A 16,509-nucleotide genomic window follows, 5' to 3' on the forward strand; every position below is an offset into this window, starting at 1 on the left:
ACTTTTGCTATTTTCTGACCTATGGAATATTTGCAAATAAATATTTTGAAAAAGAAAAAGAGGAAGACAAGTTGTTAGCACTGTGTCTCCCTCTTTTTTATTATATGCACTACTTTCAACTCTTCCAATCACTAACAAACAGAGGAGTAACTCTGAGCAGTATATCGATCAGAAAGAAATGCTAATTTGTCCTCTAGTGGACTTAGAAATATTTTTCAGCATCTCCATGACCTCTTCATTCTGTAACAGATTTTGGATTTTAGGATGCTGGCTCGCGTTTGCTTCTGTATGCCCATTCAGAAAATCGAGTATCGTTTTCTCTTTAGAAGCCATTTCCTTTTGTTGCTCTTCCATCTCCTGCAAGTGGTCTACTAGCGTCATTTGCATTCGTTTGGCCAAAGCTTTTTCCTCTTCCGTTTTCTCCGATTCGAAACGCTGGCCGTTGATCACGACCCATCGCTTATTTTCATCCACTCCAAGTTCAGACCACTTAGTATCGGGATGAAACGTCGAATAGCTCGCGATCTTTTGAAATGTATTATTATCGACGTGTAGCGTAGTATTGGATGCCGTCCCTTTGTCGAATGAAAGCATGCCTGCCATCATCTTGCTTACCTTCGATTGTTCGACAGTATCCTGCGGAGATGGGTTGCTTGGTGTCAAGCGCTTCTCTCCGCTGTACGCTTGGATTCTATCGGACACACGTTGAGCAAAAATAGTAGAATAGTTTCCTTGAATCTGCATAATCCTCTCTCCTGTTCTGTTTGGATAAATTGCTGTTATGTTTTATATCGGTAGAAATAAGAGGAACTTGAATAAAGGAAGTACCGCCATGCTGAAAAAACGTCAGCTCCTCAAGAAGAGGAACTGACGTTTTTTGTTTCGGATGGACTTACATCATGCCGCCCATTCCACCCATACCGCCCATATCCGGCATACCGCCACCAGCACCAGCCGGCTCAGGTAGATCTGCTACGACAGCTTCAGTAGTCAAGAACATAGCCGCCACAGACGCTGCGTTTTGCAATGCAGAACGTGTAACTTTTGTCGGGTCTACGATTCCTGCTTCTACCATGTTGACCCACTGACCGTCTGCTGCGTTGAAGCCTACTCCGACTTCTTCACGCTTCAGGCGATCAACTACGATAGATCCTTCAAGACCTGCGTTTGTTGCGATTTGACGTACTGGTTCTTCAAGCGCACGTAGGACGATTTTGACACCTGTTGCTACGTCGCCTTCTGTGTTTTCTAGTAATGCTTCTACTTGCTTATAGACATTTACTAGTGCTGTACCTCCACCAGATACGATACCTTCTTCAACTGCTGCACGTGTAGAGTTCAATGCGTCTTCGATACGAAGTTTGCGCTCTTTTAGTTCAGTTTCAGTTGCTGCTCCGACCTTGATCACTGCTACGCCGCCAGCAAGTTTCGCTAAACGTTCTTGTAGTTTTTCTTTGTCGAATTCAGAAGTAGATTCTTCAAGTTGTGAACGGATTTGGCCTACACGTGATTCGATAGAACCTTTGTCGCCGCTACCTTCTACAATTGTTGTGTGATCTTTTGTTACAACGATTTTCGCCGCGCTACCTAGAGACGTAATGTCAGCTGATTTCAGATCTAGTCCAAGATCTTCTGTAATGACTTGACCGCCTGTTAGAATCGCAATATCTTCTAGCATCGCTTTACGACGATCACCGAAGCCAGGTGCTTTTACTGCTACTGCGTTAAATGTACCGCGTAGTTTGTTGACGACTAGAGTAGCCAATGCTTCCCCTTCAACGTCTTCAGCAATAATCAATAATGGTTTGCCTTGCTGAACTACTTGCTCAAGTACTGGAAGGATTTCTTGGATGTTGCCGATTTTCTTGTCTGTGATCAAGACGTATGGATTGTCGAGTACTGCTTCCATTTTGTCTGTATCTGTTGCCATATATGCAGATGCATAGCCACGATCGAATTGCATACCTTCTACTACGTCCAGCTCTGTTACGAACCCTTTAGATTCTTCGATTGTGATGACACCATCGTTACCTACGCGCTCCATTGCTTGTGAGATAAGTTCTCCGACTTCTTCATCACCTGATGAAATAGCTGCAACTTGTGCGATTTCTTGTCTCGTTTCGATTTCATCTGAAATGCCTTTTAGACCTTCTACTGCTGTAATGACTGCCTGCTCGATTCCTTTGCGGATGCCTACTGGATTTGCGCCAGCTGTAACGTTTTTCAGACCTTCGCGGATCATCGCTTGTGCAAGAACTGTAGCTGTTGTCGTTCCGTCCCCTGCAATTTCATTCGTCTTAGATGCAACTTCTGCCACGAGCTTTGCGCCCATGTTTTCGAATGCATTTTCTAATTCGATTTCTTTAGCGATCGTCACACCATCGTTTGTGATTAAAGGTGAACCAAATTTGCGTTCTAATACGACGTTACGTCCTTTTGGTCCAAGCGTAACTTTTACAGCGTCTGCTAATGTATCCACTCCGCGTAGCATAGATGTACGTGCTTCTTCGTTAAATTTAAGTTCTTTAGCCATTGTAAATGATTCCCTCCAGAATGTTGTTTTGGTTTATTTTGTATTCTTCACGATTGATTAGCCAATAATTGCTAGAACGTCGCTTTCACGCAAAATCAAGTATTCTGTGCCTTCGTATTTCACTTCTGTTCCTGCATATTTAGAGAAGATGATGCGGTCACCTTCTGATACTTCTAGTTCGACGCGCTGTCCGTTCTCAAGAACACGGCCTGTACCTGCAGCGACTACTTTACCTTCTTGCGGCTTTTCTTTCGCGGAGTCCGGTAGAACAATTCCGCTTGCTGTCTTTTCTTCTGCCTCGATTAATTCGATTACGATACGATCACCTAGTGGTTTCAACAAATGAAACAACCTCCTCAAGATAATGGATATTTTTTAGTTTTCTTAGCACTCAGTAGTAGTGAGTGCTAACACAATTCTTATCTTAATAAATTCTGTGGTGAATTGCAAGCAAAAGCTTTCGACATTTTCTTTTTTTGCCAAACTACTTTTTTCACGTTAAAATGAGCATCAGATAGGAAAGAAAGGTTGTGCAACGTGAAAAATTGGCTTGTGGCACTACTTATATTTGTCACGTATGTTTTGCTTCAACTAGCGGGTGGTTTCCTCGCTCCTGAGATGATTCACTATTTCACCGGCAAAGGTTTGACGGAAGCAGATGCTTTATCCAACGGGTTTGCTTGGACGCTGTTCATTACCCAAGGGATTTCCGCCATTATCGTTGGCGTCATCTTGTGGAATAATAAAAAGTTCATTCGTGTGTTTAAAGGAAAAGCGTCCAGTATGGGACCTGTCGTGCTTTGGGGTGTTCTTGGATTTTTCCTAGCGATGACAGGGCAAATTCTAGGTGCTGCGATTGAATCTTCATTCGGCGTGCAGTTGGGTTCAGAGAATACGGAACTGATTTCAGGAATTGCGATCGTCGCGCCGATTATGATTTTTCCAATAGTTATTTTCGCTCCTTTTCTAGAAGAGGTTGTGTTCCGTCGTATTTTGTTTGGCGGCTTGTACACGAAAACGAATTTCTTGATCGCTGCTGTTTTCAGTGGGGTTGTGTTTTCATTAGTGCACGGCGAACCTCAACATTTGCTGATATATTTATTGCCTGGTCTCGCCTTCGCTTTTGTGTACTACCGGACGAAGCGATTGCTGACCCCGATGATTTCGCATTTTCTCATGAATAGCTTTGTTACGTTTGTTCAGTTCAATGCGGATAAACTGCAACAATTACAAGATATGCGACAGAGCATCATATTATTCCTACAATGAAAAAATCTCCCCAGTGATTGGGGAGATCTTTTTGGTTTGTTAGTGTTTTTGTGAGAATTCTATGAGCGCTCGTGGCAACTCTATGAGCGCTCGCGACAATTCTATGAGCGCTCACGACACCTCTATGAGCGCTCGTGGCAACTCTATGAGCGCTCGCGGCAACTCTATGAGCGCTCGTGGCAATCCTATGAGCGCTCGCGGCAATCCTATGAGCGCTCGCGGCAACTCTATGAGCGCTCACGACACCTCTATGAGCGTTCGCGACAATTCTATGAGCGCGACGTCACATTATTGAGCGGCGATGACTTGTACCATTTTATCGATGTCAGGGCGTGCGGAGCCGTTGACGTTTTCAGTTAGGATGCTGAAAATTAAGTCTTGGCCGCTTTTTGTTTTGACATAGCCTGATAACGAATCTGTCCGATTCAATGAGCCGGTTTTCGCAAGGACTTTTCCTTTGACGAGTGGGCTTGTTAGACGGTTGCGTAGCGTCCCTCCCAGCATGCGGTCGTTAATGCCGGCCATCGGAAGTGAGCGTTCAAACGCTTTGTACCAGTCTTTCGATTGAGCGGCGAACAACACTTGCGAGATTTTTTCGGAAGGCACTTTGTTTTTATGCGACATGCCTGATCCATCTTCTAAATAGATGCCAGCTGTGTTGATGCCGTCTTTTTCGAGAGTTTCTTTTACAACGCGCAAACCTGCATTCCAACTTCCTTCATTATATACAGCGCGTCCCATTGACTTAGTCAGAATTTCTGCATGGGCATTGTTGCTGTATTTCATGAATGGCATCATTAAATAATATAATGACATGGATTCTTTTGATGCGATCATAGTTGCGTGAGCAGGTGTTTTACCACGTGTGACTCTCGCTTCTTTAGACAGTTTGACTCCTTGTTTCGCTAATGCTAGTTTGAATACGTCTGCTGTATAGGCTGTCGGGTTCGCTACCGTTACCCACTGGCGCTTGCTACCGGCATTGACCGGAATATTTCCTGTGACGACGATTGTATTCGTCCCGTATTGACGGTTCATCTTCACTGTAGTCGCTTGGTTTTTCGGTACGGTACGTGTGCGATTGACGACTTTTACGATATTCGTATGGGGCGTCAATGTTACTTTTGCCGGCTTACCGTTTTTCGTAGGAGCCGCTGTGACGATCGTTGTTCCTGCGTCGTAATCTTTATTCGGTGAAAGTGTCAGTGCCGAAACTTGGGCAGCGTAATAATTTGATTCGTCGGACTTGTAGATACCTGGCGATAAACGTTGTGTATCAAACCACGTATCATCCGCCACGATATGCCCCGTGACCGAATGAATCCCCGCTGCACGCAACTGGATTGCCAGTCCTTGCAGATCCGTTTCAAGCAATGTCGGATCTCCTGTACCGCGCAAGTAGAGGTGTCCATCCAACACTCCATTATGTACAGTTCCATTCGTCAGGACGTCTGTGTGGAATGTATAATCTTTTCCTAGCACTTCAAGAGCGCTTGTGGCTGTTAATACTTTTACATTGGATGCGGGTGTCACCCCTTGGTCTCCGCGGTATTGATAGACTACGTGGTTTGTGTGTGCATCTCGTACTACTATACTGCTTCTTACGCCGCGCATACGCTGGCTCGTAATGACTTGATTGATTCCCGCTTCTAATGTTTTATACGACTGAACGGACGCCGCTACTTGACCTCCTGCAACAGGAGTTGTAATACTTGCCATGACTAAAACTGCACCTAGTACCCATTTGCTCCACCATTTGGGAGTCTTTTTTCTGTTCACTTGAATTCATTTCCTCCTACTCTTCTAATCATTGCTAGTTTACCATAGCCACCCCTTCAATAAAACACAAAAAATCCCCCTGCCAATGCAAGAGGATTTAATCTGCGTTATTCTTTTGTTTGATGCATCACTTCATCGATTTGGCGCTGTTGTTCTGCTTTTACTTCTTCAAGTTGGCGCAAACGCTCTGCTTTTTCGAATTTACGGTACCCTAAACGCGAGATGACAATACTGATTTCATATAGTGCGAATAACGGTACAGTAGTGAATAAATGTGAAACGATATCTGGAGGTGTGATAAATGCTGCTAGTACGAACAAACCAAAATAGGCGATTTTCCGTACTTTCACAAGCATTTTCGGCTCCAGCACTCCTAAACGGGATAGGAATAATATGATAATCGGCAATTGAAAAACGAATCCAAATGGTAACAATAAAGAAAATAGGAATGAGAAATACTCGTTAATACCGATTGTTTGCTCAATATTTAATTGACCCGACAAGTTAATCATGAACTTCATGACATACGGCAACAAAACAAAGTACGAAAAACTAATTCCTGCTAAAAATAATAAAAAAGCAAATGGAATATACGATAATGTTACTTTTCGTTCCAGATCCCGTAAACCTGGCGAAATGAATGCCCAAAATTGATACATAATCACCGGCGAAATAATAACAATCGCTAGAAACACAATCACTTTCAAATAGATCACGACTGGATCTACTACATTAAATGCGTTCAGTTCAATTTGTTTCGCAGGCGTATCATATTGAATAAAATTGATCAGCGGCTTCGCAAGGAAGAAACTGCCGATTACTCCAACAATAAAGAAAACGACGATAACCATCAGTCGTTTTCGCACTTCATCTATATGTTCAATGATCGTTAAGTTTTTATCTGCCATCAGAGTAACATCCTAACTTAGCGCACTTCTTCTTTCTTGTCTTCAACCTTTTTTACCTCATCGTCATCCACAAGGCCTTTTGTTGCGTTTTTAAACTCACGCAATGAAGAACCGAATGCTTTACCGATTTCAGGTAATTTCTTAGGACCAAATATTAGCAATGCAATAACAGCAATAATTAGCAAACTTCCGATACCTGGAGCCATGCTGGCCACCTCCTCATAATATGTCTATTCTACATGAAAACCCGCACATTTACTATTAGCAGGTCACTTTATTTGTGAATCTTTTACGTCATTTTTAATGAGATAAATTAACGTCTGCAACTCTCCCGATAGATCAATGCTTTGAATGCGAATCGTCGGCGGTACAGAAAGCCGGATCGGTGTAAAGTTCAATATCCCTTTGACGCCAGTCTCCGCTAAACGGTCGGTCAGTTCTTGTGCTACACGCTGAGGAACAGTTAAAATAACCATCTCAATTCCAAGCTCTTGAATCTTTTCTTCCAATCGATCCGGTGGATAAATCGGAATATCATTCATCTCTTCGCCTTCATACGGCGCTTTCGGATCGAATGCTACTACAATTTTCGTATTATGGATTTTTTGGAAATTGTATTTCATGAATGCTTTCCCGAGACTCCCAACACCGATTAATGCAACGTTCGTCGCTTCGTCTTGATCGAGTGTCTGACGAAAAAATTGCAATAGAGAATCGACATCATAGCCATAGCCTTTGCGACCAAGAGCACCGAAATGTGAAAAATCACGGCGAATAGTCGCTGCATCGATTTTCATCGATTCACTTAGTTCACTCGATGAAATTCGCTGAACACCGGCATCTGAATATTTTCTTAAAAATCTATAGTATAAAGGCAACCGTTTTGAAGTCGCCTGCGGAATTCTAGGTTTATCCACAGCAGTACCCTACCTCCATTGTTCCTTCAATAACCTACCCCGACAGAAGGGTATAGCCGCTTTTATCGTACAGTAGAACGCACGTATTGTAAAGCCGATTATTGCATGGTGCTCTTCCTTCCATTAAACTGAGAAGAGAATAGAGGTGTGAGACTTGATTATATTACAAGTGAATGGACTGACCAAGTCTTTTTCAGGCACGGACTTATTAGAAAATGTCCGTCTGGAAGTGCAGCATCGTGATCGTGTGGCACTTGTCGGACGAAATGGTGCCGGAAAATCGACATTATTAAAAATCATAGCTGGGGAACTGTCTGCTGATGCAGGAGACATCATCATTCCAAAAGACATTCGTCTCGGTTATTTGGAACAGCATAGTGGCATTGACTCGGATTTGACGATTTGGGATGAAGTGATGACAGTGTTTGCTCCTCTTAAAGAAATGGAACGCCGCTTGCGAACATTGGAACGAGAGATGGCTGATCCTGCTGTTTATGAAGATGCAGACAAATATGCGCGGGTGATGACAGAATATGATGAACTGCAAGTGACATTCAAAGAGTCTGGAGGCTATCAGTTTGAAGCCGATGCGCGTTCTGTACTTCACGGAATGCGTTTTTATCCCGAAGACTTTGAGAAGCCTGTAGAGTTATTATCTGGCGGGCAGAAGACCCGGTTGGCACTCGCGAGAATGTTACTGAGCAAACCTGATCTACTAATACTTGATGAGCCGACGAACCATTTAGATATTGAAACATTGAATTGGCTCGAACGTTATTTATCGGGGTATGAAGGGGCAATTTTAATCGTTTCACATGACCGCTACTTCCTAGACAAGGTCGTGACGACTGTCTATGAAGTATCTCGACGGAAAGTAGCGAGGTACAGTGGGAATTACAGTGCCTACTTAGATGAGAAGGCAAAAAACTATGAGCGGGATCAAAAGCTTTTTGAATCCGAAAAAGATGAACGAGCAAAATTGGAAGAATTCATTCAGAAAAATATCGCACGTGCGTCTACGTCGAAAATGGCAAAAAGTCGGCGCAAACAATTGGAGCGTCGAGAATGGATGGACTCTCCTGAAGGCGATGAAAAATCCGCAAACTTTTCATTTACTCTCGATCGGCCAAGTGGAAATGATGTATTGTCTTTAGACGATGTGGAGATCGGCTATGATGCAAAACCAGTGTCGAAAAATATTTCATTGCGTATTTATAAGGGCGACCGCGTAGCATTCGTTGGACCAAATGGTGTAGGAAAATCTACGTTGCTGAAAACGATCGTCAAGCGCAATGAGTTATTGGGCGGAGAGATTCGTTACGGGACGAATGTACAGTTTGGCTATTACGATCAAAATCAGGCCACGTTGATCGGTTCCGGCACTGTTTTACAGGAGATATGGGACGACTGGCCGATGATGAATGAAAAAGACGTACGGTCACTACTCGGTCGCTTCCTCTTTACTGGAGATGATATCGAAAAGCTCGTCTCTTCATTATCAGGCGGTGAAAAAGCACGGCTTTCATTGGCACAGCTCATGCTTGAAAAATCCAATACGTTAATACTAGATGAGCCGACGAACCACTTAGATTTAGACAGCAAAGAAATATTAGAAAATGCACTTGATGATTTTCCAGGGACTATTCTTTTTGTTTCACACGACCGCTACTTCATCAACCGTCTCGCAACAAAAGTTATTGAGATGAGCGATGATGGCGCTGTCGAATACTTAGGTGACTACGACTACTACATCGAAAAGAAAACAGAGATGGAGGAAATCGCAGCCGCTACACAAATGCAACAACGGGCGAAAGAACCTGTCGTTAAAAAAGAGCTAGCAAATAAAGAACAGCAACGACAGGAGCGACGGCTGACTCGGGCTATTGCAGATATTGAAAAGAAGCTGGAAGTGCTCGATGAAGAGATCGAAACACTCCAAGCAAAACTTCTTGACCCCAACCTCGCCAATGATCATGTCGAGCTGATGGATATTCAACGTCAAATTGACGAACGACAAACTACGCATGACGAGCAGTCTGAAGAATGGCTACTGCTACAAGAGGAACTGGAGAATTCATGACGATTTAAACGGACTTTTTTCAACAAAGTCCGTTTTTTCTGTCTAAATATAATAGAACGCCCCATAATATATGATGAACGTCTCTTTATATATATCTTTTCGACAAATTTCAGCAAAATCAAAAAAGATAGAGTCATTTTTCTCCACAATCTTTTCCACAGTATAAATCCCAGTTTGACGACATATACACATAGTTATAAACATTATCCACAGTTTACATAATAATAATGCACATAGTTATCCAAAATGTATGCGTTTTACATACACAAGTTTAGAAACTTACCCACAAACTATCCACAAATTGTGCATAAGTACGAATGTTCCCTATTGACAAATTGAAATGCATACATTAAAAAAACACACAACTTGCTGAATCATAGCAAATTGTGTGTTTTTTTATTTATTCCAGGAAAGTAACTGCATGCCAGGTCGTCCATTCATCGCAGAATCACTGCGTATGCCACTTTTCCACATCTCATAGCCAGCTGCCGCAATCATAGCCGCATTGTCTGTGCACAACGAAATGGGAGGGACGTAAAAAGGAATACCCTCTTTTTCAAGCGCTGCCGTTAACGAATTGCGGAGCCCTTGATTGGCCGCAACTCCGCCTGCCGCAATCACTTGCTTCACCGCATATTCTTTCGCTGCCTTAACAGTCTTCACAGTCAACACATCCACGACACTTTGCTGGAATCCTGCCGCAACGTGTTCTGGGACGATACTTCCACCCTTTTGTTCAACATTATGCTTATAGTTAATAACTGCCGATTTCAACCCGCTGAAACTGAAATCATAGGAATCCTGTTCTAACCAAGCTCGTGGAAAGTCGACACTTTGCTCACTCGCTAATGCTAAACGATCTACTTGCGGTCCTCCTGGATATGGAAGACCCAGCACTCTTGCTACTTTGTCATACGCCTCGCCTGCTGCATCGTCACGCGTCTCTCCGATTAATTCGAAACAGCCGTGTGATTTCATAACAACGAGTTCAGTATGCCCCCCTGAAACGATGAGAGCCAGCAACGGAAACTCCATTTCATGAAGTAATTGATTCGCGTACACATGCCCTGCAATATGATGTACACCGATCAGCGGCAGTTGATTAGCAAACGCAAATGCTTTCGCGGCATTAATACCAATCAATAAAGCCCCCACGAGCCCTGGTCCTTCTGTTACTGCAATTGCTTCCAAATCACTTGGCACAAGATTCGCTTCACGTAACGCTTCTTCCATCACAAGTGTAATTTGTTCTACATGTAAACGAGAAGCGATTTCCGGAACGACCCCGCCAAATTGTTTCTGCTGTTGAATTTGCGAAGAAACGATCGAAGACACGATTTCCGTTCCATTTTTCACGATAGAAGCAGCTGTTTCATCACAACTTGTTTCGATACCTAAAATATAATGATCTTTGTTCATTAGAATTCCACCCACATGACGAGTCCATCTTCGTGGTCGTCTGTATAATAGTTTTTTCTGATACCGCCTTCTTGAAAACCAAGCTTCCGGTACAATGTTCGCGCTGGTTCGTTACTGACACGTACTTCCAACGTCATCGTTTTCACTTCATTCAATCGGCACAACTCCATTGCCTGACGCATTAACTCCTCACCGTACCCCTTCCCTCGAAGAGATTGGCGTACAGCTACATTCGTTATATGACACTCATCCAACACAATCCACATGCCACAGTGACCGATAATCTCCCCATCTAATTCAGCAACGATATAATGAGCATATGCATTTCCCGACAACTCATGTTCAAAGATCTCTTCTGTCCAAGGAGTCGCAAATGATTCACGCTCAATGCTCGCAACAGTTGCAATATCTTCTCTTGTCATTTTCCGATACAATACATCATTACTCATGAGCTGACTCCTTCTTTGCTAAATTTGCTTCAGCTTCAGTAATTCGCTTATATTGCGGAGTAAAGCTATGGACATCCTCCGCTCGCTCTGCTTGTTGGGCTAATGCAATAGCCGAGGAAGCTCGAGGTACATTCACCGCTACTGAAGAAAAACGCGCATTTTCGCCCAGTTTCTCACTTATAGCCTGCTCATGGATCTTCACATCTTCTCCAATAAACAATACCGGCTCCGCAAGCTGTACTAACTTTTCCAATAGTTCTTCAAGCGCGCAATGCTGATCTTCCATTACACTAGTTAACTCATGAGAATCAGAGCGATAGACAGCGGTATAGACATTTGACCTTCTCGCATCAATTAACGGACAGATTAAACCACTATAAAGCTTGGCATTCATCGCCAATGATTGAAGACTAGATACTCCATACAATGGCTTATCCAACGTCCAGGCAAGTGTTTTCGCAATCGTCACACCGATTCGCACACCCGTATAGGAACCAGGTCCTTCCGAAACAGCAATTGCATCAATTTCAGACGGTGCAATTGACGCTTTGCGACATGCCTCTTCCACGGCAGGCATCGCACGTAAAGAATGATTCACTTTCATCATGCTTGACTCTTCAATTAGTACTAGACCATCTTTGACAATCGCTACAGACAAAGGCGAATTTGCTGTATCAATACCTAACCATATCATGTAAAAATCTCCTCACACATACGTATAAAATGTTCACCTTTTGGCTTTACTTCAACAGTACGAGTCGTTTCACCCGTACGGTAAATAATAATATCCAATCGTTGCTCAGGCAATTCTTCTTCAATGAACTGTGCCCACTCAATGATAGAAATAGCATCTCCGTAAAATAACTCATTCCAGCCTAAATCTTCTTCACTGTCTGCTAAACGGTATACATCTAGATGATTCAGTAGGTAATTTCCTTCATACTGCTTAATAATTGTAAATGTTGGACTACTGACTGTTCGCGTGACACCAATAGACTTTGCTAGTGCTTTAGCAAACGTTGTCTTTCCTGCCCCAAGATCACCTTCTAGTGTAAGCACATCTGGTGGCTGTAAGTAACTTCCTATAGTCGCCGCCAAATTTTCCATCTCTTCTAAAGAGGCTATCGTTTTCTTCCACACAGCCAACGCACCCTTCTTTTCTATTCAATACTTCTAGTGTACAGAAAAACAAGTAAAAACAAAAGCTAAGAAGACAGAAGCGATGGTAAATTAAAAAAACGATATCACCTATGTGGTGAAATCGTTTGGAATGTTAAAAATATGGCGGTCCCGACGGGAATCGAACCCGCGATCTCCTGCGTGACAGGCAGGCATGTTAACCGCTACACCACGGGACCATGTAATAGTAAAAAAATAAAGCCTAGCAACGTCCTACTCTCACAGGAGGAAACCTCCAACTACCATCGGCGCTGAAGAGCTTAACTTCCGTGTTCGGTATGGGAACGGGTGTGACCTCTTCGCTATCGTTACTAGACTGTTGAGTTGTTCACTCAAAACTGAATAAAAGACATTGGGTAGTTCAAGTAACTGTTTCTGCTTTTCGTGTTGTCCAGCTAAATCGACCAGATGCTCGGGTCATAAGTCAGCTTGGCTGCGCGACAAAAACCGTCGCTTCGCTAATCCGTCTTATGCCTGTCGCATCTAGACGGTCGATTTAGCTTTTCATTTTGTCCAGCTTCAGCAGCCAGATGCTCGGGCCATAAGTCAAAGCTGTTTCGTGGTAAAGAGCACCACTGCACATCTTCGCCTTATGCCTGCCGCATCTAAACGGCTGCTTCCGCTTTTCAATAATAGGTTAAGTCCTCGATCGATTAGTATCTGTCAGCTGCACACGTCGCCGTGCTTCCACCTCAGACCTATCCACCTCATCTTCTTTGAGGGATCTTACTTACTTGCGTAATGGGAAATCTCATCTTGAAGGGGGCTTCATGCTTAGATGCTTTCAGCATTTATCCCGTCCATACATAGCTACCCAGCGATGCCTTTGGCAAGACAACTGGTACACCAGCGGTATGTCCATCCCGGTCCTCTCGTACTAAGGACAGCTCTCCTCAAATTTCCTGCGCCCGCGACGGATAGGGACCGAACTGTCTCACGACGTTCTGAACCCAGCTCGCGTGCCGCTTTAATGGGCGAACAGCCCAACCCTTGGGACCGACTACAGCCCCAGGATGCGACGAGCCGACATCGAGGTGCCAAACCTCCCCGTCGATGTGGACTCTTGGGGGAGATAAGCCTGTTATCCCCGGGGTAGCTTTTATCCGTTGAGCGATGGCCCTTCCATGCGGAACCACCGGATCACTAAGCCCGTCTTTCGACCCTGCTCGACTTGTAGGTCTCGCAGTCAAGCTCCCTTATGCCTTTGCACTCTACGAATGATGTCCAACCATTCTGAGGGAACCTTTGGGCGCCTCCGTTACTCTTTAGGAGGCGACCGCCCCAGTCAAACTGTCCACCTGACACTGTCTCCTGCCCGGATCACGGGCATGGGTTAGAAGTCCAATACAGCCAGGGTAGTATCCCACCAATGCCTCCTCCGAAGCTGGCGCTCCGGAATCAAAGGCTCCTACCTATCCTGTACAGGCTGCACCGGAATTCAATATCAGGCTACAGTAAAGCTCCACGGGGTCTTTCCGTCCTGTCGCGGGTAATGCGCATCTTCACGCATATTATAATTTCACCGAGTCTCTCGTTGAGACAGTGCCCAGATCGTTACGCCTTTCGTGCGGGTCGGAACTTACCCGACAAGGAATTTCGCTACCTTAGGACCGTTATAGTTACGGCCGCCGTTTACTGGGGCTTCAATTCAGAGCTTCGCTTGCGCTAACCCCTCCTCTTAACCTTCCAGCACCGGGCAGGCGTCAGCCCCTATACGTCACCTTACGGTTTTGCAGAGACCTGTGTTTTTGCTAAACAGTCGCCTGGGCCTATTCACTGCGGCTCTCTCGGGCTATTCACCCTACCAGAGCACCCCTTCTCCCGAAGTTACGGGGTCATTTTGCCGAGTTCCTTAACGAGAGTTCTCTCGATCACCTTAGGATTCTCTCCTCGCCTACCTGTGTCGGTTTGCGGTACAGGCACCTCCCGCCTCGCTAGAGGCTTTTCTTGGCAGTGTGAAATCAGGGACTCTGGAGACAATTCTCCTCGCCATCACAGCCCAGCGTTAGATGAAAACGGGATTTTCCTCGTTTTCCGCCTCACTGCTTAGACACACAACCAACTGTGTGCTCACCCTATCCTACTGCGTCCCCCCATTACTCAAACGGCGGGGAGGTGGTACAGGAATATCAACCTGTTGTCCATCGTCTACGCCTATCGGCCTCGACTTAGGTCCTGACTAACCCTGAGCGGACGAGCCTTCCTCAGGAAACCTTGGGCATTCGGTGGAAGGGATTCTCACCCTTCTTTCGCTACTCATACCGGCATTCTCACTTCCAAGCGCTCCACCAGTCCTTCCGGTCTAGCTTCAACGCCCTTGGAACGCTCTCCTACCATTGACTTGCGTCAATCCACAGCTTCGGTGATCTGTTTAGCCCCGGTACATTTTCGGCGCAGCGCCACTCGACCAGTGAGCTATTACGCACTCTTTAAATGATGGCTGCTTCTGAGCCAACATCCTGGTTGTCTGGGCAACGCCACATCCTTTTCCACTTAACAGATACTTGGGGACCTTAGCTGGTGGTCTGGGCTGTTTCCCTCTCGACAATGGATCTTATCACCCACTGTCTGACTCCCAAACATAAATCATCGGCATTCGGAGTTTGTCTGAATTCGGTAACCCGGGATGGGCCCCTCGTCCAAACAGTGCTCTACCTCCGAGATTCTTTCGTTTGAGGCTAGCCCTAAAGCTATTTCGGAGAGAACCAGCTATCTCCAGGTTCGATTGGAATTTCACCGCTACCCACACCTCATCCCCGCATTTTTCAACATACGTGGGTTCGGGCCTCCAGTCAGTGTTACCTGACCTTCACCCTGGACATGGGTAGATCACCTGGTTTCGGGTCTACGACCCCATACTCATTCGCCCTATTCAGACTCGCTTTCGCTGCGGCTCCGCTTTCTCAGCTTAACCTTGCATGGAATCGTAACTCGCCGGTTCATTCTACAAAAGGCACGCCATCACCCATTAACGGGCTCTGACAATTTGTAAGCGCATGGTTTCAGGATCTATTTCACTCCCCTTCCGGGGTGCTTTTCACCTTTCCCTCACGGTACTGGTTCACTATCGGTCACTAGAGAGTATTTAGCCTTGGGAGATGGTCCTCCCGGATTCCGACGGAATTTCACGTGTTCCGCCGTACTCAGGATCCACTCTGGAGGGAATGTGCTTTCGACTACGGGGCTTTTACCCACTCTGGCGGACCTTTCCAGGTCGCTTCGTCTAACGCATTCCTTTGTAACTCCGTATAGAGTGTCCTACAACCCCAAGAAGCAAGCTTCTTGGTTTGGGCTCTTCCCGTTTCGCTCGCCGCTACTAAGGGAATCGATGTTTCTTTCTCTTCCTCCGGGTACTTAGATGTTTCAGTTCTCCGGGTCTGCCACTTGCACGCTATGTATTCACGTACAAGTACTGTCCCATTATGGACAGTGGGTTTCCCCATTCGGAAATCTTCGGATCAACGCTTACTTACAGCTCCCCGAAGCATATCGGTGTTAGTGCCGTCCTTCATCGGCTTCTAGTGCCAAGGCATCCGCCATGCGCCCTTTCTAACTTAACCTATAAAAGGTCCAACGTCATCCTAGCGATAGGAATCAGAAGGTTAAAAAGTAGATGAATGAATTGCTTCATTCGATTAATTACTTGATTACTTTCAATGTCGTTTTATCCAGTTTTCAATGAACAAGTGTAAAGAAAAAAAGCTTTGAACACTCAAAAAATGAGCCTTCAAAACTGAACGCAAAACGTTAACGTGATAGATCAACGATCTATCTTCCGAATGTCTACGCCCGAAAGCTGTAGAACATAATCCTTAGAAAGGAGGTGATCCAGCCGCACCTTCCGATACGGCTACCTTGTTACGACTTCACCCCAATCATCTGTCCCACCTTCGGCGGCTGGCTCCCGTAAGGGTTACCCCACCGACTTCGGGTGTTACAAACTCTCGTGGTGTGACGGGCGGTGTGTACAAGACCC

The 16,509-nt window shown here is 45.0% G+C and carries 14 protein-coding genes, 1 tRNA gene and 3 rRNA genes (1 of these 18 only partly in view); 3 read left to right on the top strand and 15 right to left on the bottom strand.

Features of this window, described 5'->3' with window-relative positions; genetic code table 11:
• Positions 1–168 precede the first annotated feature (168 nt).
• The 3 genes from DV702_RS11320 to groES all read right to left on the bottom strand — a co-directional run bounded on the left by DV702_RS11320 (position 169) and on the right by groES (position 2,875).
• Positions 169–744 (bottom strand): hypothetical protein, encoded by a 576-nt coding sequence (locus DV702_RS11320; protein ID WP_114924860.1) that lies wholly within the window; start codon positions 742–744, stop codon positions 169–171.
• A 148-nt stretch (positions 745–892) separates the two neighbouring features.
• Positions 893–2,533 carry a chaperonin GroEL gene (gene groL / locus DV702_RS11325; RefSeq protein WP_114924861.1) on the bottom strand — a complete coding sequence of 547 codons (1,641 nt, stop codon included), beginning with the start codon at positions 2,531–2,533 and terminating at the stop codon, positions 893–895.
• Positions 2,534–2,590: 57 nt separating this feature from the next.
• On the bottom strand, positions 2,591–2,875 hold the full coding sequence (groES, locus tag DV702_RS11330) for a co-chaperone GroES (RefSeq protein ID WP_114924862.1): 285 nt from the start codon (positions 2,873–2,875) through the stop codon (positions 2,591–2,593).
• A gap of 195 nt (positions 2,876–3,070) precedes the next feature.
• Here groES and DV702_RS11335 point away from each other — a divergent pair, with 195 nt between their 5' ends.
• Positions 3,071–3,802: a CPBP family intramembrane glutamic endopeptidase gene (locus DV702_RS11335; protein WP_114924863.1), complete on the top strand. Its 732-nt coding sequence runs from the start codon at positions 3,071–3,073 to the stop codon at positions 3,800–3,802.
• 61 nt (positions 3,803–3,863) lie between these two features.
• Positions 3,864–4,097, top strand: coding sequence for a hypothetical protein (locus tag DV702_RS16860; RefSeq protein WP_162805788.1), 234 nt, complete (start codon positions 3,864–3,866; stop codon positions 4,095–4,097).
• Here DV702_RS16860 and dacB read toward each other — a convergent pair.
• The 4 genes from dacB to DV702_RS11360 all read right to left on the bottom strand — a co-directional run bounded on the left by dacB (position 4,091) and on the right by DV702_RS11360 (position 7,406).
• Complete coding sequence (dacB, locus tag DV702_RS11345; protein WP_114924865.1) at positions 4,091–5,581, bottom strand: D-alanyl-D-alanine carboxypeptidase/D-alanyl-D-alanine endopeptidase; 1,491 nt, start codon at positions 5,579–5,581, stop codon at positions 4,091–4,093. The genes DV702_RS16860 and dacB overlap by 7 nt on opposite strands.
• 107 nt (positions 5,582–5,688) lie before the next feature.
• Positions 5,689–6,489, bottom strand: coding sequence for a twin-arginine translocase subunit TatC (gene tatC / locus DV702_RS11350; protein ID WP_114924866.1), 801 nt, complete (start codon positions 6,487–6,489; stop codon positions 5,689–5,691).
• Between the two features lie 17 nt (positions 6,490–6,506).
• The gene (locus DV702_RS11355; RefSeq protein WP_099689568.1) at positions 6,507–6,695 is read right to left on the bottom strand and encodes a twin-arginine translocase TatA/TatE family subunit; all 189 of its coding nucleotides are present in this window, start codon (positions 6,693–6,695) and stop codon (positions 6,507–6,509) included.
• 63 nt (positions 6,696–6,758) lie between these two features.
• Positions 6,759–7,406 carry a redox-sensing transcriptional repressor Rex gene (locus DV702_RS11360; protein WP_114924867.1) on the bottom strand — a complete coding sequence of 216 codons (648 nt, stop codon included), beginning with the start codon at positions 7,404–7,406 and terminating at the stop codon, positions 6,759–6,761.
• A gap of 154 nt (positions 7,407–7,560) precedes the next feature.
• Between DV702_RS11360 and DV702_RS11365 the strand changes: the two genes are divergently transcribed.
• Positions 7,561–9,486, top strand: coding sequence for an ABC-F family ATP-binding cassette domain-containing protein (locus DV702_RS11365; protein WP_114924868.1), 1,926 nt, complete (start codon positions 7,561–7,563; stop codon positions 9,484–9,486).
• 396 nt (positions 9,487–9,882) lie between these two features.
• Here the strand turns inward: DV702_RS11365 and tsaD are convergent, their stop codons facing one another.
• From tsaD to DV702_RS11405, 8 genes are all read right to left on the bottom strand, one after another.
• Positions 9,883–10,905 carry a tRNA (adenosine(37)-N6)-threonylcarbamoyltransferase complex transferase subunit TsaD gene (gene tsaD, locus DV702_RS11370; protein WP_114924869.1) on the bottom strand — a complete coding sequence of 341 codons (1,023 nt, stop codon included), beginning with the start codon at positions 10,903–10,905 and terminating at the stop codon, positions 9,883–9,885.
• The gene (gene rimI, locus DV702_RS11375) at positions 10,905–11,354 is read right to left on the bottom strand and encodes a ribosomal protein S18-alanine N-acetyltransferase (protein WP_114924870.1); all 450 of its coding nucleotides are present in this window, start codon (positions 11,352–11,354) and stop codon (positions 10,905–10,907) included. The genes tsaD and rimI overlap by 1 nt, the downstream gene beginning before the upstream one ends.
• On the bottom strand, positions 11,347–12,048 hold the full coding sequence (gene tsaB, locus DV702_RS11380) for a tRNA (adenosine(37)-N6)-threonylcarbamoyltransferase complex dimerization subunit type 1 TsaB (protein ID WP_114924871.1): 702 nt from the start codon (positions 12,046–12,048) through the stop codon (positions 11,347–11,349). The genes rimI and tsaB overlap by 8 nt, the downstream gene beginning before the upstream one ends.
• A complete protein-coding gene (gene tsaE / locus DV702_RS11385; RefSeq protein ID WP_240315606.1) occupies positions 12,045–12,494 on the bottom strand; it encodes a tRNA (adenosine(37)-N6)-threonylcarbamoyltransferase complex ATPase subunit type 1 TsaE in 450 nt (149 codons plus the stop codon). Before tsaE ends, tsaB begins: the two co-directional genes overlap by 4 nt.
• A gap of 142 nt (positions 12,495–12,636) precedes the next feature.
• Positions 12,637–12,712 (bottom strand) — tRNA-Asp (locus DV702_RS11390).
• 21 nt (positions 12,713–12,733) lie between these two features.
• Positions 12,734–12,849 (bottom strand): 5S ribosomal RNA (gene rrf / locus DV702_RS11395).
• A gap of 317 nt (positions 12,850–13,166) precedes the next feature.
• Positions 13,167–16,093, bottom strand: a 23S ribosomal RNA gene (locus tag DV702_RS11400).
• 256 nt (positions 16,094–16,349) lie between these two features.
• A 16S ribosomal RNA gene (locus DV702_RS11405) occupies positions 16,350–16,509 on the bottom strand; it runs 1,392 nt beyond the window's last position.
• The 16S, 23S and 5S rRNA genes sit together here with 1 tRNA gene alongside, the layout of an rRNA operon.

The sequence above is a fragment of the Sporosarcina sp. PTS2304 genome (genome assembly GCF_003351785.1).
Lineage (GTDB): Bacteria > Bacillota > Bacilli > Bacillales_A > Planococcaceae > Sporosarcina.